Here is a 26,086-nt window from a genome sequence, read left to right on the forward strand (position 1 = left end):
ACCTCGCCGAGTGCCACGGGGGTGGTGCGCGCCGGGCTGCGACCGCGTCCCGGCAGGACCCTGGGACGGGGTGGTGCCCGCCGCCGGTCGTTACAGTGGCGACATGTCCAGCGCCGTCCCCACCCCGCGGCCGGGCGCGGTGCCCGCTCCGCCCGGTGGCCATGCGCTGCACATCGACCCGCGGGGAACCCGCCGGGCTCCCGCCCAGGGTCTGCCCGTGGTCGAGGAGACCTCGGCCGGCGGTCTGGTCGTGGAGCACACCCAGGGACGCCCGCGCGCCGCGGTGATCGCCCGCCGCAACCGCGCCGGCCGGCTCGAGTGGTGCCTTCCCAAGGGCCACCTGGAGGGTCGGGAGACCCCCGAGGAGGCTGCTGTCCGCGAGATCGCCGAGGAGACCGGCATCGTGGGTCAGATCCTGCGGCCGCTCGGCACCATCGACTACTGGTTCACCGGTGACGACCGCCGCGTGCACAAGGTGGTGCACCACTTCCTGCTGGCGGCGACCGGTGGGGTGCTCACCGTGGAGGGCGACCCCGACGGCGAGGCCGAGGACGTCGCGTGGATCGCGGTCGTCGACCTCGCCGACCGGCTGGCGTACCCCAACGAACGACGGCTCGCCCTCAGCGCGTGCGCGGTGCTCGTCGGCGACGCATGACCTCGACCCGTCCCCGCGCCCACCGGCTCGCCCTGGTGCTCACGCTGCCGCTGCTGCTCGTGCTGCCCCTGCTCGCGGTGGTGGGTGCACCCGTGGCAGCGGCGACCACCACGCCCGAGGACGGGTCGCTGCCGGTCGAGGTCACCGTCACGGGGGTCAGCCCTCAGGTGCTGCGGCCAGGTGAGGACCTGACCGTCACCGCGACCCTGCACAACACCGGGTCGGCGACCCTGGCCGAGCCCCGGGTGATCGTCCGCATCAACCGTGACGGGTTCATCAGCCGCAGCTCCCTGGACACCTGGACCGACGCCGGGCCCGACGGCCGTTCGGGTGCGGCGATCCTCGACATCGACCTGCCCTCGGCCCTGGCCCCCGGTGCGACCGTCACCGCTCGGGGAACGGTGCCGGCGGGGTCGATCGGTCTGCGCACCGGTGCGACCTCGTGGGGTCCGCGCGGGCTCGCCCTGGAAGTGGTCGACGTTGCTGACCCGGCGCGTGCCCGGCAGGGCCTGGGCCGGACGTTCGCCCTGTGGTTCCCCGAGCAGGAGGTGACCGGGACCCGGCTGACGGTGCTCGTGCCGGTCGTCGGCCCGGTCGGCGACCGCCAGCAGCTGGTGGCAGAGACCTCCGTCGGAGGTCGACTGACGGACGTGCTCGCCGCGACCGGGGAGCACCGTGAGGTGACCTGGGTGGTCGACCCCGCGGTCCTGGAGGGCGCCGTGCCCGGCCAGGGCACCCCCGAGTCCTCGGCCGACGGTCCGGTTCAGGGCGACGACGGCCAGGACGGCGACGACCAGGACGCCGAGGCCGAGGACGCCGCCACCGACGACCCGACCGCGACCGACCCGTCCGCCGAGACCACCGACCCCACGACCGGGGCGCCAGCCCCCACGGCCGACGCCGCCTCGGACTGGGCCGACGACCTGGTGGCCGCCATGGTCGGGCGCGACGTCGCGCTGCTGCCGCACAGCGATCCCGACCTCGCCGCCCTGGCGCACGTGGGCGCCGGAGACCTCCTGGACCTCGCCATCGACCGCAGCGCCCAGGCGGCTCGTGAGGGTCTGGTGCCCGAGGGTGCGAGCACCACCCTCGCGTGGCCCGCCGACCCCTTGCCCGACCTCCCCACCGCGGCGTTCGCCCTGCGCCACGACGCACGCGCCCTGGTCGTCGGCCCGGGTGAGCTGACCCCGCCCTCGGTCCTGACCTACACGCCCACCGGGCGGGCCACCCTGCCGACCGCCAGCGGTGACGTGACCGCGATCATCGGCGACGAACGTCTCTCCACAGCCCTGCGCGCGGGTTCCGTGCCCAGGACCGTCGGCACGGACGCGCTGTCCGACGAGCGGGAGTCCGCGCGTGCCGCCAGCCCGGCCGCGTCACCGGTCGAGGCCACCCAGGCGCTGCTCGCCGAGCTCGCGGTGATCACCCGCGAGCGCCCGAGCGACTCTCGTCACCTGCTGGTGGTGGTGCCGCGTGACTGGCACCCCGACCCGACGACCGCCTCGGCCCAGCTCGAGGGACTGGGCTCGGTCCCGTGGGTGCAGATGGAGCCGGTCGCGGCACTGGTCGGTGCAGACGACCCCGAGGTGGACCGCGGCTCCCTGCCCGAACGCACCGTCGACCCCACCGAGGTCGACGCCGCGACCCTCGAGAGCTCACGCGCAGCGGTGGCCGAGCGTGAGCTGTTCGCCCAGATCGCGCAGGACCCTTCCGCGCTGCTGGGTGACCCCACGACCGAGCTGCTCGCCCCGACCTCGGTCGCGTGGCGGGCCGACCCGGCCGGCCGGGCAGCGCTGGTCGAGGCCGCCGTGACCCGCACCCGCGCCCTGACCCAGGTCGTCACGGTCATCCCGGGGAGCACCCTCAACATCATCTCGGCCTCGGGTGACCTCCCGGTGCGTCTGAGCAACGCGCTCGACCAGCAGGTCACGGTCGTCGTGGCGCTGCGCCCCGGGAACTCCCAGCTCCGGGTCGACGACGACGTCGCGGTCACCATCGAGGCCAACGGTGAGGCCCTCGCCCAGATCCCCGTGCACGCCATCTCGAGCGCCGACGTCGACGTGGTGGTCGAGCTGCAGGCCGCGGACGGCACGGTGCTCGACCGGTCGACCTCCTTCACCGTGCGCGTGCGGGCCGACTGGGAGGGCATCGGTACCGCGGTGATCGGCGGCCTGCTCGCACTGGGGCTGGTCTTCGGGCTGGCGCGTTCGATCCGGCGCGGACGCACGGGCCGCCGCGCGGCCCCGGTCGACTCGGGTCCCGACGCCCTGTCCCCCGAGCAGGTCGTCCAGCCATGAGCGCCCAGGGCGGATCGGCCGGCAAGGGCGAGAGCCTGGGGCGCAGCACCGCCGTGATGGCGGCGGGCACCGCCACCTCACGCGTGCTCGGCCTGGTCCGCGCATCGGTGCTGGCCGGCGCGATCGGGGTGACCGCCACCTCCGCGAACGCCTTCGCGCTGGCCAACTGGCTGCCCAACGTCATCTACATGCTCATCGCCGGCGGCGTGCTCAACGCCGTCCTGGTCCCCCAGGTGGTGCGCGCGTACCGCACCGCGGGGGGCCAGGAGTACGTGGACCGCCTGCTCACCCTGGGCGCCGTGCTGCTGCTCGGGGTCACAGTGGTGGCCACGGCCGCCGCGCCGCTCATCGTGAACCTCGCCTCGGACGTCGAGAACCAGGGCTTCCTGGTGCTCTCGACCACCTTCGCGCTGTGGTGCATCCCGCAGGTCTTCTTCTACGGCATGTACACGCTCCTGGGGCAGGTGCTCAACGCCCGGGGAACCTTCGGGCCGTACATGTGGGCGCCGGTGGTCAACAACATCGTGGCGATCGCGGGCCTGGCGGTCTTCATCGGTCTGTTCGGCCGGTACACGGTTGACGGACCCACGAACAGCTTCGAGTGGTGGGACCCGACACGTGTCGCGTTGCTGGGCGGTACCGCGACGCTCGGGGTGGCGTGCCAGGCGCTGGTCCTGCTCGTGCCGCTGTACCGCAGCGGGTTCCGCTACCGAGCTCGGGGCGGGTGGCGCGGGGCCGGGCTGGGCAGCGCCGGACGAGTCGCGGGGTGGACCTTCGGGGCGCTGCTCATCGGACAGCTTGGCATCCTGGTGGTGACCCGCATCGCCACGTCGGCCCCCGACAACGCGGCCGCCGGTGAGGTCGTCGCCGGCAACGCGGCGTACAACTACGCCTTCCTGTTCTTCATGCTCCCGCACTCGCTGGTCACGGTCTCCCTGCTGACCGCGCTGTTCACCCGGCTGTCCACCCATGCCGCCGGGCAGGACACCGCCGCCGTGCGAGCTGACACCTCCTACGGGCTGCGCACGATCGGGGTCTTCACGATCTTCGCGACCGCGGTGCTGGGCGTGCTGGCCCTGCCCGTCATGCGGCTCGTCTTCCCCTCGGTCCCCCCGGCGCAGATCTCGGTCCTGGTCCCGGTGGTCGTCGCGCTGACCGCAGGCCTGGTCGCCCTGGGGGCCTGGTCTCTCGTGCAGCGCGTCTTCTACGCCTACGAGGACGCCAAGGGCCTGTTCTGGTTCCAGGTGCCGATGACGGTCGTGGTCGCGGGCGGGGCCTGGGTCGGGTCGATGGTCCTGGCGCCCCGGTGGTGGACCGCCGCTGCGGGCGCGGCGATCGCCGCCTCCTACCTGCTCGGCGCACTCGTCGGAGGAGCGGCGGTACGACGTCGGCTGGGCGGGCTGGGCGGCGGGGTCGTCCGGCTGCACGTGCGCGCCGCCCTGGCAGCCCTGGTCGCCGCCGGTGTGGGATGGCCGCTCAGCCGCCTGTTCGGCGACCTGTCCTCGGCCGGCGTCGTGCTCTCGTTCGTGGTGTGCGCGGTCGTCGGCCTGGTCATGCTCGGCCTGTACGTGGCGATGCTGCGGGTGCTGCGGGTCACCGAGCTGCAGGACCTCGTCGCTCCACTCCTGCGCCGCCTGGGACGTAGCATGGGCACGCCGGGAGCCGCGGCGAACGATCCCGACCAGCGGCCGGGCGCGCACGGAGGAGATTCCTTGGACGTCGTCGTCGGACGCGGAACGTTGCTGGCCGGGCGGTACCGGCTGCACCAGCCGGCGCCCATCGACCTCCCTGAGGTCGAGGCGTGGGACGCCAGGGACCAGATCCTGGACCGACCCGTGCGGGCGCTGGTCCTGCGGGGCGAGCGCGTCACGCAGGCCCTCGACGCCGCACGGCGCGCCGCGCTGGTGACCGACCCCCGTCTCGTCCGGGTGCTCGACGTCGGGGAGCACGAAGGCGTCCACTACGTCGTCACCGAGCCGCTCCAGGGCCGTGACCTGGCCACGCTCACCGCGCACGGCCCGCTGCCGGCCGACCAGGCGCGGGCGATCATCGGCGAGGCCGCGGTGGCCCTCGAGGTCGCCCGACGGCGCGGGGTGCACCACCTCGCGCTGCGGCCCTCCTCGATCCACGTCACCCCCGACGGGTCCGTGCTGGTGTCCGGGCTCGCCCTCGACGGCGAGCTCACCGGGCACGGTCTGGGGGACGCCCGCTCCACCACCCGGGCCGACACCGTGGGCCTGGTCAGCCTGCTGTACCTGACCCTCACCGGTCGCTGGCCCGCCCCCGAGGGGACCGACGCCGGACGCGTGCCGGTCGCCCCCGTCGTCATGGGCAGCCCGGTAGCACCTGTCGAGCTCGTCCCCGGGGTGCCCAACGATCTCGACACGCTGTGCGCCGTGACCCTGGGCCCGCACGACGACGGGCCGCACAGCCCCGCCGAGCTGGTTCTCGAGCTCGAGCCGTGGGGGCCGATCGCCGCGCAGGAGATCTTCGGCGCGCTGGACGCCAGGTCCGGCTGGGCCGACCAGGTCGAGGCGCACGACTCCGCCGTGGCCGACGCCGCGGCCGGGAACGCCCCACGCGCCGACCCGACGCCCCCGACGGACGACCTCCCCGTGACGACCACCGTGCAGCGCCAGTCGGTGCGCAGCACCCTCGCCGAGCAGACGACCGCCGGGTCGCCCCGACCTGGCACGCCACCCCCGGCCGTGCCGCCCTCGTACCAGCCCCGGCGCGACGACACCTCGACCACGGTCAGTGCCGCCGCGAGCCCACGCCCCTCCGTCTCCTCCCCGACCCCTCGGTCTGCGCCCGCCCGCTCGGCGGTCCCCGAGAGCTTCGACGTGCTGGTCGGACGGTCGACCGAGGCGCTGACCACCAAACGCTTCGACCCCACGCCCTTCGTCCTGGCCTTCGTGGCGCTGGTCGTCATCGTCGGTGTCTTCGTCGCCTTCCAGCAGCTCACCCGACCGGTCCCTCCGATCGGCGGCGGGGAGCGCGTCGGGGGACCGACGGTCACCGAGGAGCCGGCCGAGACCGATGAGGGGACCCCGGACGCCGAGGAGACCCCGGAGGAGGAGCCCGCTGTCCCCGAGGAACCTTCCGGCGCACCGCCCGTGATCGCCTCGGGTCAGCAGCTCGACCCCGAGGGTGACCAGAACGAGCACCCCGAGGCCGTGGACCGTGCCCTGGACGGCGACCCCACGACCTTCTGGTTCACCCGGACCTACGTGTCCCCCACGTACGGCATGAAGTCAGGCGTCGGGTACGCGGTCACCCTCGCCGAGGTCGCGACCGTCACCTCGGTCTCGCTGCAGTTCACCACCACGGGTGGCAACGTCGAGGTCCGTGCGACCGACCCCGCCACACCCAACGAGGGGGAGGTCCTGGCCGCCGGACCGATGGGCCCCGACACCGTGTTCACGTTCGACCCCGTCGACACCCAGCACATCGTGCTGTGGTTCACCGAGCTGCCCCAGACGGCCGACGGTCGCAACCGGGTCGAGCTCACGCAGGTGTCGGTCTCCTGACCGAGCCGCGGGCACCGCGGCCAGGACCCACCCCAGCGGAACAGATGCCGCCTAGGATCCGTTGATGCCTGCACCAGCCCGGACAGGGCGGGTGGCAGCACCACCCCCCTCTCCACCACGACGAGACAAGGACCGCCACGTGGCAGACCAGCCCCCCGCTCCCCGCGAGCTGATCATCATCGGGTCCGGCCCCGCCGGGTACACCGCTGCTGTGTACGCCGCGCGCGCAGGCCTGAACCCGCTCGTGCTGGCAGGTTCGGTCACCGCCGGCGGCGCACTGATGAACACCACCGAGGTCGAGAACTTCCCCGGCTTCGTCGACGGGGTCATGGGCCCCGAGCTCATGGAGAACATGCAGAAGCAGGCCGAGCGCTTCGGTGCCGAGGTCGTCTACGACGACGTCACCTCGGCCTCGCTGACCGGCCCCGTCAAGACCGTGGTCACCGGCAACGGCGTGACCCACACCGCACGCGCGGTCGTGCTCGCGACCGGTTCGGCGTACCGCGAGCTCGGTTTGCCCGACGAGAAGCGACTCTCGGGACGTGGTGTCTCGTGGTGCGCGACCTGCGACGGCTTCTTCTTCCGCGACCAGGACATCATCGTCGTCGGCGGCGGGGACTCGGCGGTCGAGGAGGCCACCTTCCTGACCCGCTTCGCCCGCACCGTGACCATGGTGCACCGCCGTGACGAGCTGCGTGCCTCCAAGATCATGGCTGACCGTGCGATGTCCGACCCGAAGATCCGGTTCGCGTGGAACAGCGAGGTCACCGCCATCCACGGCGAGGACAAGGTGACCGGGGTGACGCTGCGCGACACCGTCACCGGAGCCGAGCGTGACCTCGCGGCGACGGGCCTGTTCGTGGCCATCGGTCACATCCCGCGCAACGAGCTGCTCACCGGCCAGGTCGACCTCGACGACGACGGGTACGTCCTGGTGGGGGCCGACGGCGCCCGCGGGACGGCGACCAACCTCGAGGGCGTCTTCGCCTGCGGCGACCTGGTCGACCACGTCTACCGTCAGGCCATCACCGCCGCCGGCACCGGCTGCGCGGCGGCCCTGGACGCCCAGCACTACCTGGCTGCGCTCGCCGACGTGGCGGAGCCCCCTGCACCGGCAACCCTGCCTGAGATGATCGAGGAGAAGCTGTGAGCGCGACCGTCCCCGTCACCGACGACACCTTCAAGGCCGAGGTGCTGGACTCCAGCACCCCCGTCCTGGTGGACTTCTGGGCCCCCTGGTGCGGCCCCTGCCGCCAGGTCGCCCCCATCCTGGAGGAGCTCGCCGTGCAGTACGACGGCAAGGTGAAGATCACCAAGCTCAACAGCGACGAGAACCCCCAGACCACCGCGGCCTACGGGATCACCTCGATCCCCACGCTCAACATCTACGTGGGTGGCGAGCTAGTCAAGCAGATCGTCGGCGCCCGCCCCAAGCCGGCGCTGGTCACCGAGATCGAGTCCGTCCTGTCCTGACCGTCTCCCCCGTGCCCGACAGGGCTCCCGGCGCCGACCGGGAAGGGTGACGCGCGACGACGCCACGTGGGACGCACCGTCCCACGTGGCAGACTCGCCTCATGACTCCCACGCACGGCGAGCCGATGGGGCAGGTGACTCCTGCCCCCGGCAGCGCCGCCCACCCCGTCCGGCCCGGCACCGGGACCCGCCTCGACCCGTGGATCGGTGCCTACGCCGACCGCACCCACGGCATGCGCGCCTCGGAGATCCGGGCCCTGTTCGCCGTCGCCAACCGGCCCGAGGTCGTCTCGCTCGCCGGTGGCATGCCCAACCTCGCCGGCCTGCCGATGCAGGCCCTGGCCGAGTCGGCCCACGAGCTCATCCTCAGTCGTGGCACCACCGCGCTGCAGTACGGCTCGGGGCAGGGCGACGAGCGGCTGCGTGAGCAGATCCTCGAGGTGATGCGCCTCGAGGGCATCGACGCGCACCCCGACGACGTCGTGGTCACCACCGGGTCGCAGCAGGCCCTGGACCTGGTCACCCGCCTGTTCATCAACCCCGGCGACGTCGTGGTGGCCGAGGCGCCGAGCTACGTAGGCGCTCTCGGGGTGTTCCGGGCCTACCAGGCCGACGTCGTGCACGTTCCGCTGGACGAGCACGGGCTGGTCCCCGAAGCCCTCGAGGAGACGCTGCAGGCCCTCCAGTCCGAGGGTCGGACGGTCAAGCTGCTCTACACCGTGCCGAACTTCCACAACCCGGCCGGCGTCACGATGACCCTGGAGCGACGCCCGCGGATCCTGGAGATCGCCAGGCGTCACGGTGTGCTGCTCGTCGAGGACAACCCGTACGGCCTGCTGGGCTTCTCGGGCGACCCGCTCCCCGCGATCCGTTCCCTGGACGACGAGGGGGTCATCTACCTGGGCTCGTTCTCCAAGACCTTCGCCCCGGGCTACCGGGTGGGCTGGGCCGTGGCCCCCCACGCCGTGCGCGAGAAGCTCGTGCTGGCCAGCGAGTCCGCGATCCTGTGCCCGTCCAACGCCTCTCAGCTGGCGATCTCGACGTACCTCGCGAACCATGACTGGCGCGGTCAGATCAAGGCGTTCCGTGAGATGTACCGCGAGCGTCGTGACGCGATGATCGGTGCGCTCGGCGAGCACATCCCCGAGGCGACCTGGACCGTGCCCGAGGGTGGCTTCTACACCTGGGTGCGGCTGCCTGCCGGCCTCGACGCCCAGGCCATGCTCCCGCGAGCGATCACCGCACGCGTGGCCTACGTCTCGGGAACCGCTTTCTACGCCGACGGACAGGGCGCCGACCACATGAGACTCTCCTTCTGCTACCCGACCCCCGATCGCATCCGCGAAGGGGTCCGTCGGCTCGCGAGCGTGGTGGCCTCCGAGTCCGAGCTGGTCGAGATCTTCGGCACGGCGGCTCACCGTGAGCTGCGGATCGTCGACCCGACCGCCCCGGACCTCGCATGAGCACCCCGAACGTCCTGGTCCTGGCCGGCGGGCTCTCGCACGAGCGGGACGTCTCCCTGCGCTCGGGCCGGCGGGTCGCCGAGGCCCTGCGCGGCGCCGGGGTCGAGGTGTCCGTGCACGACGTCGACGCCGACCTGATCCCGGTCCTCGAGCAGGTCCGTCCGGGCCTGGTGTGGCCGTTGCTGCACGGCGCGTCGGGAGAGGACGGGTCCATCCGGGACGTCCTGGAGCTGCTCGGCCTGCCGTACCTCGGGTCAGGCCCGCGAGCCAGCCGCGTGACGTGGAGCAAGCCCGTCGCCAAGACGGTGCTGGCCGCTGCAGGCCTGGACACCCCGCGGTTCGTGACCCTGCCGCAGAGCCTCTTCCGCGAGCTCGGGGCCGGTCGCGTCCTGGACGCCGTGCTCGGTGGCCTCGGACTGCCCCTGGTGGTCAAGCCCTCGCGCGGTGGGTCCGCCCTGGGTGTCACCGTCGTCCGCTCGGCCGAGGACCTGCCCCGGGCGATGGTCGACTGCTTCGCCTACGGGGACACGGCCCTCATCGAGCAGGCGGTGACCGGTGTCGAGCTCGCCGTCAGCGTGGTCGACACCGGCGAGGGCCCGCGCGCCCTGCCGGCGGTCGAGCTGGTGACCGACGGACCCTACGACTACGACGCCCGGTACAACCCGGGCCGCACGGAGTACTTCGCCCCGGCGCGCCTGTCGCAGGACGACGCCGCACGGGTGGGGGCTGCGGCCGTCCGCGTCCACGAGGCGCTGGGCCTGCGTCACCTGTCGCGGACCGACCTGATCCTGGACGCCGACGGTCGGCCCCAGCTGCTCGACGTCAACACCGCTCCCGGGATGACCGAGACCTCCCTGCTCCCCCAGGCTGCCCTGGCCGCGGGCCACGACCTCGGCACCCTGTACCGGTCGTTGGTGGAGCACGCGGTGCAGGACCAGAGCCTCACTCCCGCCTGACCGCCCGTCGGCACCGACCTACCGGAGCAGACCGGGGTCGTCGGGCGAGAGGGTCGCCAGGATGCGGTTGAGGTCCTGCACGGAGGCGAACTCGACCGTGAGGCGTCCTTTGCTCTTGCCCAAGGCGATCTTGACCCTGGTCTCGAACTTGTCCGACAGCCGGCCTGCGAGGTCGTCGAGGGCGGCGTTCCGGTCCCCCGGCCGGGCGCGACGGGCCAGGACCGGACGTTCGGGATCCCCGCCGAGGGAGACGATCTCCTCGGTCGACCGGACCGAGAGCCCTTCAGCGACGATCCGTTGGGCCAACCGCTCCATCGCCGCCGCGTCCGGCAGGCCGAGCAGCGCCCGTGCGTGGCCGGCCGAGAGCACCCCCGCAGCGACCCTGCGCTGCACCAGCGGAGGCAGTCTGAGCAGCCGCAGGGTGTTCGAGATCTGCGGCCGTGAGCGGTGGATCCGCTGGGCGAGCTCGTCGTGCGTGCAGCCGAAGTCGTCGAGCAGCTGCTGGTAGGCCGCAGCCTCCTCGAGCACGTTGAGCTGGCTGCGGTGGAGGTTCTCGAGCAGGGCGTCACGCAGAAGGTCCGCGTCATCGGTCTGCCGGACGATCGCCGGGATGGTGGCCAGGCCGGCTCCCTGCGTGGCACGCAACCGCCGCTCGCCCATGATGAGCTCGAACCGGATCTCGGGCTGGTCGGGGTCGGGCTCGACCTCGCGCACGACGACCGGCTGGAGGACGCCGATCTCCCGGATCGAGCCGACCAGCTCGGCGAGGGCGTCCTCGTCGAACACCGTCCGTGGCTGTCGCGGGTTGGTCCGGACCGAGCCGACGGGCACCTCGGCGAAGTAGGCCCCGGGGACGGGCAGCAGCCCGCCGTCGGTCCCGTCCTGCTGGTCCGTGGTGGGACTTCCTGCGTCGCCGGTGGCCGCTTCTCCCGAGGGTGCTGCGCCCGGGAGGGCAGCCGGCTCGCCGGTGCCGTTGCTCCCCGCGGCCTGCGTGCTGCCCAGGTCCGCGGGTCGGCGGGGCTCCACCACGCCGGCTGTGCCGTTCGCGTTCGCGTGGTCGCCCGGCTGACCCGTGGTCTCGGTGACGTCGGTCCCCGACTCCTCGATCTCGACGGGCGCCACGATGCTCGCACCGGGAAAGAACACGTCAACGGGTCGCGCGTCCCCGCTCCCGCTGGGGATCAACGCCCCGAGGCCTCGGCCCAGTCCACGTCGCTTCTCGGCCATCAGTTCTCCTCCGTGCTGGGGATGCGGGGGTGCTCGCCGGCGAGGGCCGCGGCATTCGTGGCGGGCGCCCCAGGGGCTCCCCTCTCGGCGATCTCGCGGGCGGCTGCGAGGTAGGACAACGCCCCTGTCGAACCCGGGTCGTAGGTCATGACCGTCTGCCCGTAACTCGGGGCCTCCGAGATGCGGACCGAACGCGGGATCGTGGTGCGCAGGGTCTGCACCGGGAAGTGCTCACGCACCTCAGCAGCGACCTGCTGCGCGAGGTTGGTCCGCGCGTCGTACATCGTCAGGGCGATCGTGGAGACGTGCAGCACCGGGTTGAGGTGGCTCTTGATCAGCTGCACGTTCTTGAGGAGCTGGCTCAGGCCCTCGAGTGCGTAGTACTCGCACTGGATCGGGATCAGGACCTCACGGGCGGCGACGAAGGCGTTGACCGTGAGCAGCCCCAGGCTCGGCGGGCAGTCGATCAGGATGTAGTCGAGCCGGTCCGTCCCGGTGGACTCTCGGTGGGCGAGGTAGGCGGCGATGGCGTTCCGCAGCCGGTTCTCCCGAGCCACCATGGAGACGAGCTCGATCTCGGCGCCTGACAGGTCGATCGTCGCCGGCGCACACCAGAGCCGAGGGATCCGAGCCGACTGCTGCACCACGTCCTGGAGCGCTGCGTCGTCGACGAGGACGTCATAGATCGACGGTGTGCCGGCACGATGATCGATGCTGAGCGCCGTCGAGGCGTTGCCCTGCGGGTCGTTGTCGATGACCAGCACGTTCAGGCCCGCCTGCGCGAGGGCCGCTGCGATGTTCACCGTGGTCGTGGTCTTGCCCACGCCACCCTTCTGGTTGGCGACCGTCACGACTCGCGTGGTCGCCGGCCGGGGGAACTGCCGACCGTGGAGGTCGATCCGTCGTCGTGCGTCGGCGGCGAGCTGGGCAGCCAGCGGTGTCGACTCGTCGGCGGTGGGAAGGCTGTCGATGATCGCAGCCCGTCGTTCATCGTCCGACCAGTCCGTCGTTTCACGTGAAACACGGCTCTGCGGGACGTGGTCCTGCTGATCCACCGGCTCTCCTGTCATTGCGTGCCCTCATCCTGCCATCGCGGCGTCATGTCCCCGTCACCGCCACGGGTCCCGACCCTCGTCGCACTCATCGACCTGTGCGACGACGGCCCTTGCGTCCTGTGGAGCGGCCTGGAGCTGCGGGGGTCACTCCAGGAGCCGCTGCTGCCGCTGCCGCAGGCTGAGCTGTCGTCGCGTGCAGGGAGGTCACCGTTCGGCGCACCACCCGGACCACCGTCGTCCCGTCCAGTCCGCTCACGGAGCGTGCCTCGAGGATCTCGCCGGTGTCCCCGCCGAGCGATCGCACCGTCTCCGCGGCTGCCTCCAGCTCGGCGGTGGCCTGCTGCCCCTTCATCGCCAGCAGCACGCCGTCGACACCGAGCAGGGGCAAGGTCCAGCGGGCGAGCCGATCCATCGGAGCGACCGCCCGAGCGGTCACCGCCGAGAACATCATGGTGCCGTGGAGCTCCTCGGCACGCCCTCGCACCACTCGGGCGTTGGTCAGGGCGAGTGTCTCGAGCACCTCGGTGAGCCAGGTGGTCCTGCGCTCCATCGGGTCGAGGAGGACCACCTCCAGATCGGGGCGCATCGCAGCCAGAACGACCCCGGGAAGGCCGGCGCCCGATCCGACGTCCAGGAGCGAGCCCCAGGCCGGCAGGAACTGTGCCACCGCTGCACTGTTGACCAGGTGTCGCTCCCACAGGCGTGGCACCTCTCGCGGGCCGATCAGCCCCCTGCGCACCCCCTCCTCGGTCAGCAGGGCCGCGAAGGCCGTCACGACGGGTAGGGCGTCTCCGAAGAGCTCCTGGACACGCGAGTCCTCAGGCCCGAGGGTCGCGACGACCTGCTCCTCGGTCACGACCTCCCCACCTGTCCTCGCGATCCTGCCCGTGCGCCAGCTGCCGCCATCCGTCGTGCTCCTCACATCGTGTCGTCGTTCTCCGCGATCCTGACCACGTGCGATCACGCATGCGTCAGGGGCCAGGGTTTCACGTGAAACGGGGTACTCGTGCCGTGCCCGTTCCGACACGACCTCGCCAGAACGCCTACGCCTTACTAGTCGGGTCACTCACACCGCCGGTCAGACACGGGAGGTCCACGGCGCGCATCAAGGACCCCGAGTGAGTGACTCGTGGCCAGGGCGGTCCGTTTCACGTGAAACGTCCATGGTGCCCTGCGCACCGCGCCGCCCTGGTCACAGGTCACGCGACCCTCCCAGCCCCTGACGACGTCCGACGAGCGGACTCCCGCTCTCCCACTGTGATGCCGCTCGTGCACCGACGTGCACCAGCGACCAATCTCTCCTCCTCCCGCGGTGGCCTCCGGTTCGAACCTGCCGCTCCACCCGAGCTCACGATGTCGACTCGTGACCGGGTACGCGAGGTGAACCTGATCCAGCCAGCGGCGACCCGCGGGACGCGGAGTCGACATCGGCCCTCCACCGGGGCCCCTCGACGCCGTTCCACGTGAAACATCCTGTGCACCGTCGGCCGTTGCTCGCGTGGTTCCACGTGAAACAGCGGTCTTGATCCGGCTCGCTCGGCCGAACCTCTCGTCGACTCAGGATCGGGGGATGACAGCTCACCGGCACGCGGAGGCCGTGGACCGCTACCTCGGTCCAGTCATACCGAGCGAGTCGTTTCACGTGGAACAACCGTCGGCACCGTCGCACCCGGAATGCAGGACGCCGGGCCCCGAAGGACCCGGCGTCAGCGAGAGACTCGCGATGCCCTCGAGTGCGGTGTCAGGAGGGGCGGACCACCACGAAGCGTGAGGGCTCGACGCCCTCGCTGTCACTCACGAGACCGGCCTCGGCCACGACGTCGTGGACGACCTTCCGCTCGAACGGGTTCATCGGTTCGAGGGAGACGGGTCCACCCGTGCTCTGCACCTCGGCGATGGCCTTCTTCGCGACCTCCGCCAGCTCGGCCTTCCTCGCGGCACGGAAGCCGGCGATGTCGAGCATCAACCGGCTCCGCTCACCCGTCTTCGTCTGCACGGCGAGGCGCGTCAGCTCCTGGAGTGCGTCGAGGACCTCGCCGTCCGCACCGACCAGCTTGCGGAGGGTGCGCTCGGTGCCCGGCTCGGCAACGATCTCCACCGCGGCCCGGCCGTGGTCCACGTCGATGTCGATGTCACCGTCGAGGTCAGCGATGTCGAGCAGCTCCTCGAGGTAGTCGGCAGCCACCTCACCCTCTTCCTCGAGCCGTCGCGAGGTGTCGGGCTCCTGGGGTGTCTCTTCGGTCACTGCGATGGGCTGGTCTGGCATGTCTGTCTCCTCGAGAGGGGAAGGCGGCTGAGCGGCGCTGGTCACTTCTTCTTCGGGGTGCGCGGCGGACGGCTCCCAGGCTCGCCGTCGCCCTGGGTACCGCCCTCACCAGCGCCGGAGGTACGCGGTGCGGATCCCGGAGCGCGCTCCGGACGCGGCTTGCCGGTCCCGGGCTTCGTGCCGCCCGTCTTCGGGCTGCCCGACCGAGGTCCCCCGGGCTTGCCAGCTCCACCCTTGGCCGTGCCGCTCCGGGGTGCGCCGGTGCGCGGCGTTCCGGTCGCGGAGGAGGCCGACCCGTCGGCTGCGGGACGCCGTGGCTTGCGGGGCCGCTCACCCGTACCGGCTGTCGAGGGCGCGGGTCCCGTACCGGTGGCTTCCTGAGAGGACTCCGTGTCGTCGGCCTCGTCCGAGCCCTCGGGCTGACCCTGCGCAGCAGCCGATCCCTCAGTAACGGGACGAGGACGCTTCTTGCGCTTGGGCTGCGGACGCTGTCCGCGCGGCTTCTCGGGCTCGGCCGGCTTCTCGTCCTCGAGGATGATCCCCTTGGCGGCAGCCTTCTTCGCGCGACGCTCCTTGAGGGCCCGCTCAGCCTCCGAGCCGGGTGTCGGGTTGCGCCGGATGACGTAGAACTGCTGGCCCATGGACCACAGGTTCGTCGTGGTCCAGTAGATGAGCACACCGATCGGGAAGTTCACGCCGGTCACCGCGAACACCAGCGGCAGGACGTACAGCAGCATCTTCTGCTGCTGGGCCATCGGCCCCTGCAGTGCCGAGGCGGGCATGTTCTTCTGCGTCAGCTGGCGCTGGGTGGTGAAGGTCGTCGCCGACATCAGGAAGATCAGGACGACCGTCACGATCTTGACGTTCACGCTGGTCGAGCCGAGGAAGGTCTCGGAGATCTGCGCTCCGAAGAGGGTCGCGTTGTTCGCCTCGATCGCGAGGTCCTGGGTGAGTCGACCGATATTGTCGCCACCGGCGTAGTTGCCCTCAGCCAGGTCTCCGAGCGAGAAGAGCACGCGGAACAGCGCAAAGAAGATCGGGGACTGCGCGAGGATCGGCAGGCACGAGGAGAACGGGTTGGTCCCGTGCTTCTTGTACAGCTCCATCGTCTCGCGGCTCAGCGCCTCACGAGATGCGGGGTCGGTCTTCCCCTTGTACTTCTTCTGGATCTTCTGCATGTCCGGGGCGAGCAGCTGCATGCCTCGGGAGGCCTTGATCTGCTTCACGAAGAGCGGGATCAGCAGGATCCGGATCACGATCACCAGACCGACGATCGACAGCGCCCAGGTCACACCCGACTCCGAGGGCAGACCGACTGCCGTCAACACGTCGTGGAAACCGACCATGATCCAGGCCACGACCCACTTGAGCGGGAAGAGGATGGTGTCGAACCAGTTCATCGCGCGGTGCTCCTCAGGAGTCGATCGTCGGACCCGTCCGAACGGGCAGAGGTTCTCGGGTCACGCGCGGGCGGCACGTCGTCGACGCCTCCCGCGGTCCACGGGTGGCACCGACCCAGTCGCCTCAGCGCGAGCCAGGTTCCGCGCAGGGCACCGTGACGGCGCACCGCGGTCACGGCGTACTGGGAGCACGACGGGTAGTAGCGGCAGGTCGGCCCGCTCAAGGGAGAGATGAAGACCTGGTAGAACCGCAGGAGGCCGAGGATGACCGCGCCCGGTAGCCGTCCGAGCCGACGCAGCACCGTGGAGGACGAGCTCACAGGCCGACCGCCCGAGCCTTTGCCCGCCGGCCGGCGGCCGAGAAGGCGGAGGAGAAGTCGCGTGCGAGGTCGGCGTAGGTCGCCTCGGCGGCGGGGGGAAGTGCGCGCACGACGACGTCCACGCCTGTCGGCCACGTGTCGTGCTGCTCGACGACCACGTTTCGCAACCTCCGTCTGACCCTGTTCCGCACCACTGCCCCACCGACTGATCTCGCGACCACGAAGCCGACGTGCTGGGCCCCGTCGTCGGTGGTCGGTCGTAGGTGCACCACGACCGTCGTCCTGCCTGCTCTCGACCCACCCCGGATGGTCGCCGCGAAATCCGCGGGACGACGCATCCTCAGGTGAGCGGGGAGCACCGGATCAGGTCAGGCGGACAGCTCGGTGCGACCCTTGCGGCGGCGTGCCGCGAGGATCGCCCGGCCGGCGCGGGTGCGCATGCGCAGCCGGAAGCCGTGGGTCTTCGCCCGGCGCCGGTTGTTCGGCTGAAAGGTGCGCTTCGTCACGTCAGACTCCAAGAGGTTTCGATCAGGTCACCGCCTGGCCGGCGGACAGTCGTCTCCGCCTCGACACTGCCTGCCGTCACCCTGGTCACCACCCGAGGAGGGCGCTGCAAGGGCGAACCGAGTAGGACGGGGTGCTGGGGTCTCACTCGTACGTGCGCGGGCACGCTGACAAGAGCCGTCGAGAACGGCTGTGTCACGGTACGCGCCCCACTGCGAGGGGTCAAACCCACCCGACACCGCAGACGCCGGATCCTGCCCGGCCCGCGGACCTGTACGTCCCGCGTCAGTCATGGGTAGTGCAGCCCGACCTCACATCCTTGCACCCGTTCGGCGGATGACAACCTCCGACACACCGAGAATCATGTGGGCCGGACGAAGATCATCCGTCATGGCGTGGTGCACCCGGGGCGACTCCAGCCTGTGCACGACGAGGTCTCGTCCGGCGTCGCGCGAACGCTCGGCCCCAGCACGAGGTGGTGCTGGGACGAGCGTCGTCTCCCTGCGCACAGCTTGTGGAAAACTATGTGGATTGTTCGTGCCCGTGCGAGACTTCAAGCCGAGGAACACCACCTCCACGCACCCTCGGACGTCCAGGTGGACCCCCGCCCTCCCCAGCCGGACCACACAGGAGTCATCACGTGCCATCACAGGACGACACGATCGCCGAGGTGTGGGACCGCGCCGTCGGGCAGCTCGCCACAGACCCCTCGACGTCCTCCCAGCAGCTTGCCTTCATCCGGCTCGCACGGCCGGTGGGTCTGCTCGACGGGACCGTCCTGCTGGCTGTCGGCAACGACTTCACCAAGGACTACCTCGAGTCGCGCGTGCGCACCGAGCTCACCACCGTGCTCAGCAAGGTGCTCGGGTTGGACGCACGATTCGCGGTCATGGTCGACCCCGCCCTGCAGGACGAGAACGCACCGACCCCCTCCGCACGGACTGAGCAGGGCCGACTCACCCGCCAGGACGATGACCTGGACGACCAGGACGACCACCGTCGACGGCGTTCGCAGTACGACGACGAGCCCACCTTCGGTCAGCGCTCCCACCACGGGAACGGGAGTCCGGCCAAGACGGTCGAGCCTGCGCGGCTGAACCCGAAGTACCTCTTCGAGACCTTCGTCATCGGCTCCTCGAACAGGTTCGCGCACGCCGCCGCCGTCGCGGTCGCCGAGGCCCCGGCCAAGGCGTACAACCCGCTGTTCATCTACGGCGACTCGGGACTGGGCAAGACCCACCTGCTGCACGCGATCGGTCACTACGCGCACTCCCTCTACCCAGGGGTGAGGGTGAGGTACGTGAACTCGGAGGAGTTCACCAACGACTTCATCAACTCGATCGGTGAGGGGAAGGCCGGAGCGTTCCAGCGCCGTTACCGCGAGGTCGACGTGCTGCTGGTCGACGACATCCAGTTCCTGCAGGGCAAGGAACAGACGATGGAGGAGTTCTTCCACACCTTCAACACCCTGCACAACGCGAACAAGCAGGTGGTCATCACCTCTGACCTGCCCCCCAAGCAGCTCAACGGCTTCGAGGACCGGATGCGGTCACGCTTCGAGTGGGGTCTGATCACCGACGTCCAGCCGCCCGACCTCGAGACGCGCATCGCGATCCTGCGGAAGAAGGCCGGCAACGAGAAGCTCCAGGCTCCCGACGACGTCCTGTCGTACATCGCCTCGAAGATCTCGACGAACATCCGCGAGCTCGAGGGGGCGCTCATCCGGGTCACGGCCTTCGCGAACCTCAACCGGCAGCAGGTCGACCTCGCGCTCGCCGAGATCGTCCTCAAGGACCTCATCACCGACGAGGACACCGCTGAGGTGACCGCGGCGGCGATCATCGCCCAGACCGCGAACTACTTCGGCCTGACCATCGACGACCTGTGCGGGGCCTCGAGGTCGCGGGTCCTGGTCACGGCTCGCCAGATCGCGATGTACCTATGCCGTGAGCTGACCGACATGAGCCTGCCCAAGATCGGTCAGCAGTTCGGTGGTCGTGACCACACGACCGTCATGCACGCCAACCGCAAGATCCGCGAGCTGATGGCCGAGCGTCGCTCGATCTACAACCAGGTCACCGAGCTGACCAACCGGATCAAGCAGCAGCACCGCGGCTGAGATCACCCCGTCGGTCCATTCCCAGGAACGACCTGATCACACGAACACCCGTAGGACGACTGTTCACACCTGTGTACATCTCTGTGGATGGCGGTGGACGACGGCATCAGACGTGTGGACGCAGACCATCGCATCGGTGGACGCAGGATGAACGACAACTCTCCGTCCACCGGTCAGGTCCGCTGTCGACATCACGTGCACGGGAGCGTCCACACGGACGGATCGCCCCTGACCTGCACACCGATCGGTTGTCCACAGTGTCCACACGACCGATGACGATGACTAACTCTTGTCATCTGCGAGATCCACAACACCTTCGTCCAGTGCACAGCCTCGACTCACCGACCTGGCCCGAACCACAGGTCGAGCAATACCCGGTGCCCTCCGTACTCGCGTAGGGTTCAGCCAGATCTGTGTGCGCCGCTCCTGTGCGGTGCCTACGCGAAGGGAAGTGCGATGAGGTTCAGGGTCGAACGAGACGTCCTCGCCGAGGCCGTCACCTGGACCGCTCGATCCCTCCCGACGAGACCACCGGTCCCGGTCCTGGCTGGTGTCCGTCTCGAGGCGTCCTCCTCGGGTGTGGTCCAGCTCTCGAGCTTCGACTACGAGGTCTCGGCCAGGTCCGAGATCGCGGCCGACGTCTCCGAGCCGGGCACCGTCCTGGTCTCGGGACGGCTCCTCGCCGAGATCTCCCGAGCCCTGCCGGGCAAGCCGGTCGATGTCGTCCTCGAGGGCAACAAGGTCACGCTGACCTGCGGGGCGAGCCGGTTCACGCTGCTGACGATGCCGGTCGACGACTACCCGGCCCTGCCGGCGATGCCCGACCTGGCCGGCACCATCGACGGTGCCGAGCTCACCAGCGCCGTCGCGCAGGTGACCGTCGCCGCGAGCCGTGACGACACGCTCCCGCTGCTCACCGGTGTGCGGATGGAGATCGAGGGTGACGTGATCACCCTCCTCGCGACCGACCGCTACCGGCTGGCGATGAGGGTGCTCAGCTGGCACCCGGCCTCCCCCGGCATGTCCTCGGTCGCCCTGGTCCGCGCCCGCACCCTCTCGGACGCGGCGAAGTCGCTGGGGGGCTCGAACCAGGTGAGCCTGGCCCTGTCCACCGGCGGAGGGGTCGACCTCATCGGCTTCGAGGCAGGTGGGCGACACACCACCTCGCTGCTGGTTGACGGCGACTACCCTCCCGTTCGTCGGCTGTTCCCGGACGAGACGCCCATCCACGCGGTCGTCGCGACGCAGGCGCTGACCGATGCCGCGCGTCGTGTCGCCCTCGTCGCCGAGCGGAACACGCCGATCCGGCTGGCCTTCAGCGAGGGACAGCTGGTGCTCGACGCAGGTCAGGGTGATGACGCGCAGGCGTCCGAGGCGCTCGAGGCTGTCCTGGTCGGCGACGACATCACGGTCGCCTTCAACCCCCAGTTCCTGCTCGACGGGCTCGGTGCGCTGAGCACCGACTTCGTCCGGATGTCGTTCACCCACCCCAACAAGCCCGTCGAGTTCACCGGGCAGGAGTCCCTCGAGGGTGAGGACATCTCGTCGTACCGGTACCTGCTGGTGCCGATCCGTTTCGCCAGCTGAGCGACGGGTCCACCGGCTCAACCGTGAGCGGAGGAGAGATCATGCACATCGGTCTGGTCGGTCTGGGGAAGATGGGCGCGAACATGCGCCAGAGGCTGCGCGACCACGGTGTCCAGGTGACGGGGTACGACCGCAACCCGGAGGTCTCCGACGTCCAGAGCCTGCCTGACCTGGTGGCTGCGCTCGGCGAGGGGTCGCGGGTGGTCTGGGTGATGGTGCCCTCCGGAGCACCGACCCACGCTGTCGTGACCGAGCTGGCGGGGCTGCTGTCCGCGGGAGACATGGTCGTCGAGGGAGGCAACTCCCACTACACCGACGACGTCGCCCACGCCCGTACCCTTGCGGCGCTCGGGATCCGCTACGTCGACGTCGGTGTATCGGGTGGGGTGTGGGGGCTCGAGAACGGCTACGCACTGATGGCAGGAGGGTCCTCCGAGGACATCCAGGCCCTCGACCCGGTCTTCGAGGCCCTGCGTCCACCGGGGCCACGGGAGAACGGTGTCGTCCACGCCGGCTCCGTCGGTGCCGGGCACTACGCGAAGATGGTCCACAACGGCATCGAGTACGGGTTGATGCAGGCCTACGCCGAGGGGTACGAGCTGCTCGAGGCGCAGGACATCGTGACCGACGTGACCGGCACCCTCAAGGCATGGACCCAGGGGACCGTGGTGAGGTCCTGGCTGCTCGACCTCCTGGTCGCAGCCCTCGAGAACGACCCCGAGCTGGCGACGATCGACGACTGGGTCGAGGACTCGGGTGAGGGTCGGTGGACCGTCGACGAGGCGATCGACCAGGCCGTCCCGCTGCCGGTGATCTCCGCAGCCCTGTTCGCCCGGTTCGCGTCACGACAGGGGGCCTCCCCGGCGATGAAGGCCGTCGCGGCACTGCGGCAGCAGTTCGGCGGTCACGCAGCGCGTCCGGCTCCCCCCGCCTCGTGAACCCTGCCGTGACCCGCGCCCACCGAGGACGGTAGAGGTGCACGTCACCCAGCTCTCGCTGACGGACTTCCGCTCCTACGAGCAGGTCGAGCTGACCCTCGAGCCCGGGGTCAGCGCACTGGTCGGACCCAACGGCCAGGGCAAGACCAACCTCGTCGAGGCGATCGGCTACGTCGCGACCCTGGGCAGTCACCGGGTCGCTACCGATGCTGCATTGGTGCGGTTCGGTGCGCCGCGTGCTGTGGTGCGCCTGCGTGCCGCGCGGCGTGACCGGCAGAGTCTGGTCGAGATCGAGATCAACCCTGGTCGGGCGAACCGGGCCCAGGTCAACAGGTCACCGGTGAGGCGTCCGCGGGACGTGTTGGGGATCCTGCGGACGGTCCTGTTCGCCCCCGAGGACCTTGCGCTGGTCAAGGGCGACCCTGACGGACGACGTCGTTTCCTGGACGACCTTCTGGTCCAGGTCTCACCCCGGATGGCCGGGGTGCTGGGTGACTACGACCGTGTGCTGCGGCAGCGCGGTGCGTTGCTCAAGACCGCCGGCGCAGCCCGTCGCGGTTCACGGGGTGGTGCTCGTGGGCAGAGCGCCTCGGGTGAGACCGTGGAGCCTGACCTGCGGACCCTGGACGTCTGGGATGCCAAGCTCGCGCAGACAGGAGCGCAGATCCTTGCCGCGCGGGTCAGCCTGGTCGAGAGCCTGCGGCCCCATGTGGCAGCCGCCTACGAGCAGGTCAGCGCAGGTCAGGGTGAGGCGGTGCTCGGGTACCGGTCCTCGCTCGAGGCCAGCGGTGACGTGGACGAGGACGGCAGGCCGGGCAGGGGTGCCACGACCGGTCCTGTGCAGACGGCGGTCCCCCACCTGGGTGCCGGGCACCAGCTGCTCGAGGCACAGCTGCTCGAGGCGATGAGCAGGATGCGACGTCAGGAGATCGAGCGGGGCGTGAGCCTGGTAGGACCCCACCGGGACGACCTGGTGCTGACCCTGGGAGGACTCCCGGCGAAGGGGTATGCGAGCCATGGCGAGTCGTGGTCGTTCGCGCTGGCCCTGCGTCTGGCGTCGTACCAGCTGCTGACCCATGGCACACCCGACGACGAGGTGCTCGGTCAGGGGATCTCGGACTGGGGTGAGGACGCCGAGCCGGTGCTGATCCTCGACGACGTCTTCGCCGAGCTGGACTCACGCCGTCGTGAGCGGCTCGCGGCACTGGTCGCGCCGGCTGCGCAGGTGCTGGTGACGGCCGCCGTCGCGCAGGATGTCCCTGAGGCTCTCGAGGGTGCACGGATCGATGTCATGGAGGGGCAGGTGCGTCGTGTCCGATGACCCCCGCCAGGACGTGCCCGGGGAGGATGGGGTCCCACCCCCTGCACCGCGCGAGCTGACCGGACCGCTGGCCGAGCAGATCGGTCTGACCCCACCGGCGGAGGTCGCGAAGGCGGCGCTGAACCGTGCCCGTGCGGCGGCTGCTGCCCGGGGTTTCCGGCCCGGGCAGCCGGTGCGCCGTCGCGAGCAGCCTGCTGACCACCGTTCGGGGCCGGCGCGGGACGGTCGGGACCCGGCGCTGCTGGGTGACACCCTCTCGAGGCTCGCGGCCGAACGGGGATGGACCCCTGAGCTGTCGGTGGGTGGGGTGCTGGGTCGGTGGCGTGATGTCGTCGGTGACCAGGTGGCCGACCACTGCGAGCCCGAGACCTTCGAGGACGGCCTGCTCGTGGTGCGGACCGACTCCACGACGTGGGCCACCCAGGTGCGCCTGCTGGTCCCTCAGCTGCTGGCACGTCTCGAGCAGGAGGTGGGCGCGGACGTCGTCCGTGAGGTCAAGGTCCTGGGGCCCTCGGGCCCGCAGTGGGGCAAGGGTCGACGCCGGGTGGCCGGTCGAGGGCCGCGGGACACGTACGGCTGAGTGGTCTGCACTCGATGTCGGTGCCGCGCGTTCGCCGATCGGGTGAGACGGCAGCCGGAGGTGGTCCTGTGAGCCTCCGACAGCCCTTGCTCGACCACCTGTTCACAGGGGTGGTCTCACGATGCGCCACGGCTGTGCGCAGGACGTCCTGAGCGGCATCTACGGGTAGACTGTGCAGCGTCATTCCTGGAGCAGCGCTGAGGTCCACCATGGTCCGGTGATCGTGGGGGACGTCGGAACCTGCCCGGGGACACTTGTGCATGTCTGGCGGTCCGGTCCTCGGCCCACGCGCGCGTGCGCGACACCCTGAAGGAGCACCCCTGCCCGTGACAGACCAGAGTCCCACCCCTGTCCCGACCAACGGCGGCACCTCCTACGGCGCCAGCGACATCACCGTCCTCGAAGGACTCGAGGCGGTGCGCAAGCGCCCCGGCATGTACATCGGCTCGACCGGTCCCCGGGGGCTCCATCACCTGGTCTACGAGGTCGTCGACAACTCGGTGGACGAGGCCCTGGCCGGGTACTGCAGCCACATCGAGGTGACCCTCCAGGCCGACGGCGGTGTGCGGGTCTCCGACGACGGCCGGGGGATCCCGGTCGAGATGCACCCCACCGAGGGGCGACCCACGGTCGAGGTGGTCATGACGATCCTGCACGCCGGTGGCAAGTTCGGCGGGTCGGGGTACGCGGTCTCGGGCGGTCTGCACGGCGTCGGGATCTCGGTCGTCAACGCGCTGTCCAGCAGGGTCGAGACCGTCGTGCACCGTGACGGTCACGTCTGGACCCAGAGGTTCGCCGACGGCGGCAAGCCGGTGGGCGAGCTGCACCAGGGTGAGACCACGGACCGCACCGGCACGACGCAGACCTTCTGGGCCGACGACACCATCTTCGAGACGGTCGACTTCGACTTCGAGACGCTGCGGTCGCGCTTCCAGCAGATGGCCTTCCTCAACAAGGGCCTGAAGATCACCTTGACCGACGAGCGTCCCGAGCACACGGGAACCGAGGACGAGGTCACCTCGGCCGAGCCCGTCGAGGGTGCGCTGGACGACGTGAGCGCCGCGACGACATCGTCGGGAGGGACAGCCCGGTCGGTGACCTTCCGCTACGAGGAGGGGCTGGTCGACTACGTCCGCCACCTCAACAGCGCCAAGAAGGTCGAGCTGATCCACCCCGAGATCATCGACGTCGAGGCCGAGGACACCGAGCGCCGGATCTCGGTCGAGATCGCCCTGCAGTGGACGGGTGCCTACTCCGAGTCGGTGCACACCTATGCCAACACGATCAGCACGACCGAGGGTGGAACCCACGAGGAGGGCTTCCGGGCGGCGATGACCACGTTGGTCAACCGCTACGCGAGAGCCAAGAACCTGCTCAAGGAGAAGGATGACGCCCTGACCGGGGACGACGTCCGCGAGGGCCTGACCGCAGTCATCTCGGTCAAGCTCGGTGAGCCGCAGTTCGAGGGGCAGACCAAGACCAAGCTCGGCAACACGGTGGCCAAGACCTTCGTGCAGAAGGTCGTGCACGAGCAGCTCGGTGACTGGTTCGACGCCCACCCCAACGAGGCGCGGGACATCATCCGCAAGTCGATCCAGGCCTCCCAGGCACGCCTCGCGGCGCGCAAGGCCCGTGAGGCCACCCGTCGCAAGGGTCTGCTCGAGTCCGGTGGCATGCCCGGCAAGCTCCGCGACTGCCAGTCCAACAACCCGGTCGAGTGCGAGGTCTTCATCGTCGAGGGTGACTCGGCCGGTGGATCGGCGGTGCGAGGCCGCAACCCGCGGACCCAGGCGATCCTGCCGATCCGCGGGAAGATCCTCAACGTCGAGCGGGCCCGTCTGGACCGTGCGCTGGGCAACCAGGAGGTCCAGGCCCTCATCACGGCCTTCGGGACCGGGATCGGCGAGGACTTCGACCTCGCCAAGCTGAGGTATCACAAGATCGTGCTGATGGCCGACGCCGACGTCGACGGCCAGCACATCAGCACCCTGCTGCTCACGCTGCTCTTCAGGTACATGCGTCCGCTGATCGAGAACGGTCACGTGTACCTTGCGCAGCCGCCGCTGTACAAGCTCAAGTGGTCGAACGCGCCGCACAGCTACGTGTACACCGACCGCGAGCGGGACGCGTTCCTGGTCGAGGGCCAGGCCACGGGCAAGCGGATCCCCAAGGAGAACGGGATCCAGCGCTACAAGGGTCTGGGAGAGATGGACTACAAGGAGCTGTGGGAGACGACCATGGACCCGGACGAGCGCACGCTCCTCCAGGTGACCCTGGACGACGCCGCCGCTGCCGACGAGATCTTCTCGGTCCTGATGGGAGAGGACGTCGAGCTGCGACGCTCCTTCATCCAGCGCAACGCCAAGGACGTGAGGTTCCTCGACATCTGAGAGGA

General features: G+C 70.4%; 21 protein-coding genes. 13 read left to right on the forward strand and 8 right to left on the reverse strand.

Annotated elements, in window-relative coordinates:
• Positions 1–103 precede the first annotated feature (103 nt).
• The 7 genes from M1R94_RS06980 (at position 104) to M1R94_RS07010 (ending at position 10,374) form a co-directional block, all read left to right on the forward strand.
• Entirely contained in the window at positions 104–655 is a 552-nt protein-coding gene (locus tag M1R94_RS06980; RefSeq protein WP_249380963.1) for an NUDIX hydrolase, read from the forward strand.
• On the forward strand, positions 652–2,952 hold the full coding sequence (locus M1R94_RS06985) for a DUF6049 family protein (protein WP_249380964.1): 2,301 nt from the start codon (positions 652–654) through the stop codon (positions 2,950–2,952). Before M1R94_RS06980 ends, M1R94_RS06985 begins: the two co-directional genes overlap by 4 nt.
• Positions 2,949–6,482, forward strand: coding sequence for a murein biosynthesis integral membrane protein MurJ (locus tag M1R94_RS06990; protein ID WP_249380965.1), 3,534 nt, complete (start codon positions 2,949–2,951; stop codon positions 6,480–6,482). The genes M1R94_RS06985 and M1R94_RS06990 overlap by 4 nt, the downstream gene beginning before the upstream one ends.
• A 139-nt stretch (positions 6,483–6,621) precedes the next feature.
• Entirely contained in the window at positions 6,622–7,632 is a 1,011-nt protein-coding gene (trxB, locus tag M1R94_RS06995) for a thioredoxin-disulfide reductase (RefSeq protein WP_249380966.1), read from the forward strand.
• Positions 7,629–7,955 carry a thioredoxin gene (gene trxA, locus M1R94_RS07000; protein WP_249380967.1) on the forward strand — a complete coding sequence of 109 codons (327 nt, stop codon included), beginning with the start codon at positions 7,629–7,631 and terminating at the stop codon, positions 7,953–7,955. Before trxB ends, trxA begins: the two co-directional genes overlap by 4 nt.
• A 125-nt stretch (positions 7,956–8,080) precedes the next feature.
• Complete coding sequence (locus M1R94_RS07005; protein WP_249381242.1) at positions 8,081–9,418, forward strand: aminotransferase-like domain-containing protein; 1,338 nt, start codon at positions 8,081–8,083, stop codon at positions 9,416–9,418.
• Positions 9,415–10,374: a D-alanine--D-alanine ligase family protein gene (locus M1R94_RS07010; RefSeq protein WP_249380968.1), complete on the forward strand. Its 960-nt coding sequence runs from the start codon at positions 9,415–9,417 to the stop codon at positions 10,372–10,374. The genes M1R94_RS07005 and M1R94_RS07010 overlap by 4 nt, the downstream gene beginning before the upstream one ends.
• A gap of 18 nt (positions 10,375–10,392) precedes the next feature.
• Here M1R94_RS07010 and M1R94_RS07015 read toward each other — a convergent pair whose 3' ends face one another.
• The 8 genes from M1R94_RS07015 to rpmH all read right to left on the reverse strand — a co-directional run bounded on the left by M1R94_RS07015 (position 10,393) and on the right by rpmH (position 17,148).
• On the reverse strand, positions 10,393–11,601 hold the full coding sequence (locus M1R94_RS07015; protein ID WP_249380969.1) for a ParB/RepB/Spo0J family partition protein: 1,209 nt from the start codon (positions 11,599–11,601) through the stop codon (positions 10,393–10,395).
• On the reverse strand, positions 11,601–12,671 hold the full coding sequence (locus M1R94_RS07020) for a ParA family protein (protein WP_374109440.1): 1,071 nt from the start codon (positions 12,669–12,671) through the stop codon (positions 11,601–11,603). Before M1R94_RS07020 ends, M1R94_RS07015 begins: the two co-directional genes overlap by 1 nt.
• Before the next feature lie 70 nt (positions 12,672–12,741).
• The gene (gene rsmG, locus M1R94_RS07025) at positions 12,742–13,512 is read right to left on the reverse strand and encodes a 16S rRNA (guanine(527)-N(7))-methyltransferase RsmG (RefSeq protein WP_249380970.1); all 771 of its coding nucleotides are present in this window, start codon (positions 13,510–13,512) and stop codon (positions 12,742–12,744) included.
• Between the two features lie 885 nt (positions 13,513–14,397).
• Positions 14,398–14,922, reverse strand: a complete 525-nt coding sequence (locus M1R94_RS07030) for a Jag family protein (RefSeq protein ID WP_249380971.1) — start codon at positions 14,920–14,922, stop codon at positions 14,398–14,400.
• 41 nt (positions 14,923–14,963) lie between these two features.
• Positions 14,964–16,322, reverse strand: coding sequence for a membrane protein insertase YidC (gene yidC, locus M1R94_RS07035; protein WP_308199881.1), 1,359 nt, complete (start codon positions 16,320–16,322; stop codon positions 14,964–14,966).
• Positions 16,319–16,642, reverse strand: a complete 324-nt coding sequence (yidD, locus tag M1R94_RS07040; RefSeq protein WP_249380972.1) for a membrane protein insertion efficiency factor YidD — start codon at positions 16,640–16,642, stop codon at positions 16,319–16,321. The genes yidC and yidD overlap by 4 nt, the downstream gene beginning before the upstream one ends.
• A complete protein-coding gene (gene rnpA, locus M1R94_RS07045) occupies positions 16,639–17,001 on the reverse strand; it encodes a ribonuclease P protein component (RefSeq protein WP_249380973.1) in 363 nt (120 codons plus the stop codon). Before rnpA ends, yidD begins: the two co-directional genes overlap by 4 nt.
• A 9-nt stretch (positions 17,002–17,010) precedes the next feature.
• The gene (gene rpmH / locus M1R94_RS07050) at positions 17,011–17,148 is read right to left on the reverse strand and encodes a 50S ribosomal protein L34 (RefSeq protein WP_191783193.1); all 138 of its coding nucleotides are present in this window, start codon (positions 17,146–17,148) and stop codon (positions 17,011–17,013) included.
• A gap of 638 nt (positions 17,149–17,786) precedes the next feature.
• Here rpmH and dnaA point away from each other — a divergent pair.
• The 6 genes from dnaA (at position 17,787) to gyrB (ending at position 26,081) form a co-directional block, all read left to right on the forward strand.
• Positions 17,787–19,265 (forward strand): chromosomal replication initiator protein DnaA, encoded by a 1,479-nt coding sequence (gene dnaA, locus M1R94_RS07055; protein ID WP_374109441.1) that lies wholly within the window; start codon positions 17,787–17,789, stop codon positions 19,263–19,265.
• A 456-nt stretch (positions 19,266–19,721) separates the two neighbouring features.
• Positions 19,722–20,852 (forward strand): DNA polymerase III subunit beta, encoded by a 1,131-nt coding sequence (gene dnaN, locus M1R94_RS07060; RefSeq protein WP_249380974.1) that lies wholly within the window; start codon positions 19,722–19,724, stop codon positions 20,850–20,852.
• Between the two features lie 41 nt (positions 20,853–20,893).
• Positions 20,894–21,790, forward strand: coding sequence for a phosphogluconate dehydrogenase (NAD(+)-dependent, decarboxylating) (gnd, locus tag M1R94_RS07065; RefSeq protein WP_249380975.1), 897 nt, complete (start codon positions 20,894–20,896; stop codon positions 21,788–21,790).
• Between the two features lie 37 nt (positions 21,791–21,827).
• The gene (gene recF / locus M1R94_RS07070; RefSeq protein ID WP_249380976.1) at positions 21,828–23,111 is read left to right on the forward strand and encodes a DNA replication/repair protein RecF; all 1,284 of its coding nucleotides are present in this window, start codon (positions 21,828–21,830) and stop codon (positions 23,109–23,111) included.
• A complete protein-coding gene (locus M1R94_RS07075; protein WP_249380977.1) occupies positions 23,101–23,691 on the forward strand; it encodes a DciA family protein in 591 nt (196 codons plus the stop codon). Before recF ends, M1R94_RS07075 begins: the two co-directional genes overlap by 11 nt.
• Before the next feature lie 260 nt (positions 23,692–23,951).
• Complete coding sequence (gene gyrB / locus M1R94_RS07080; protein ID WP_374109442.1) at positions 23,952–26,081, forward strand: DNA topoisomerase (ATP-hydrolyzing) subunit B; 2,130 nt, start codon at positions 23,952–23,954, stop codon at positions 26,079–26,081.
• The last annotated feature ends 5 nt before the right edge of the window (positions 26,082–26,086 follow it).

The organism is Actinotalea alkalitolerans (genome assembly GCF_023369855.1).
GTDB lineage: Bacteria > Actinomycetota > Actinomycetes > Actinomycetales > Cellulomonadaceae > Actinotalea.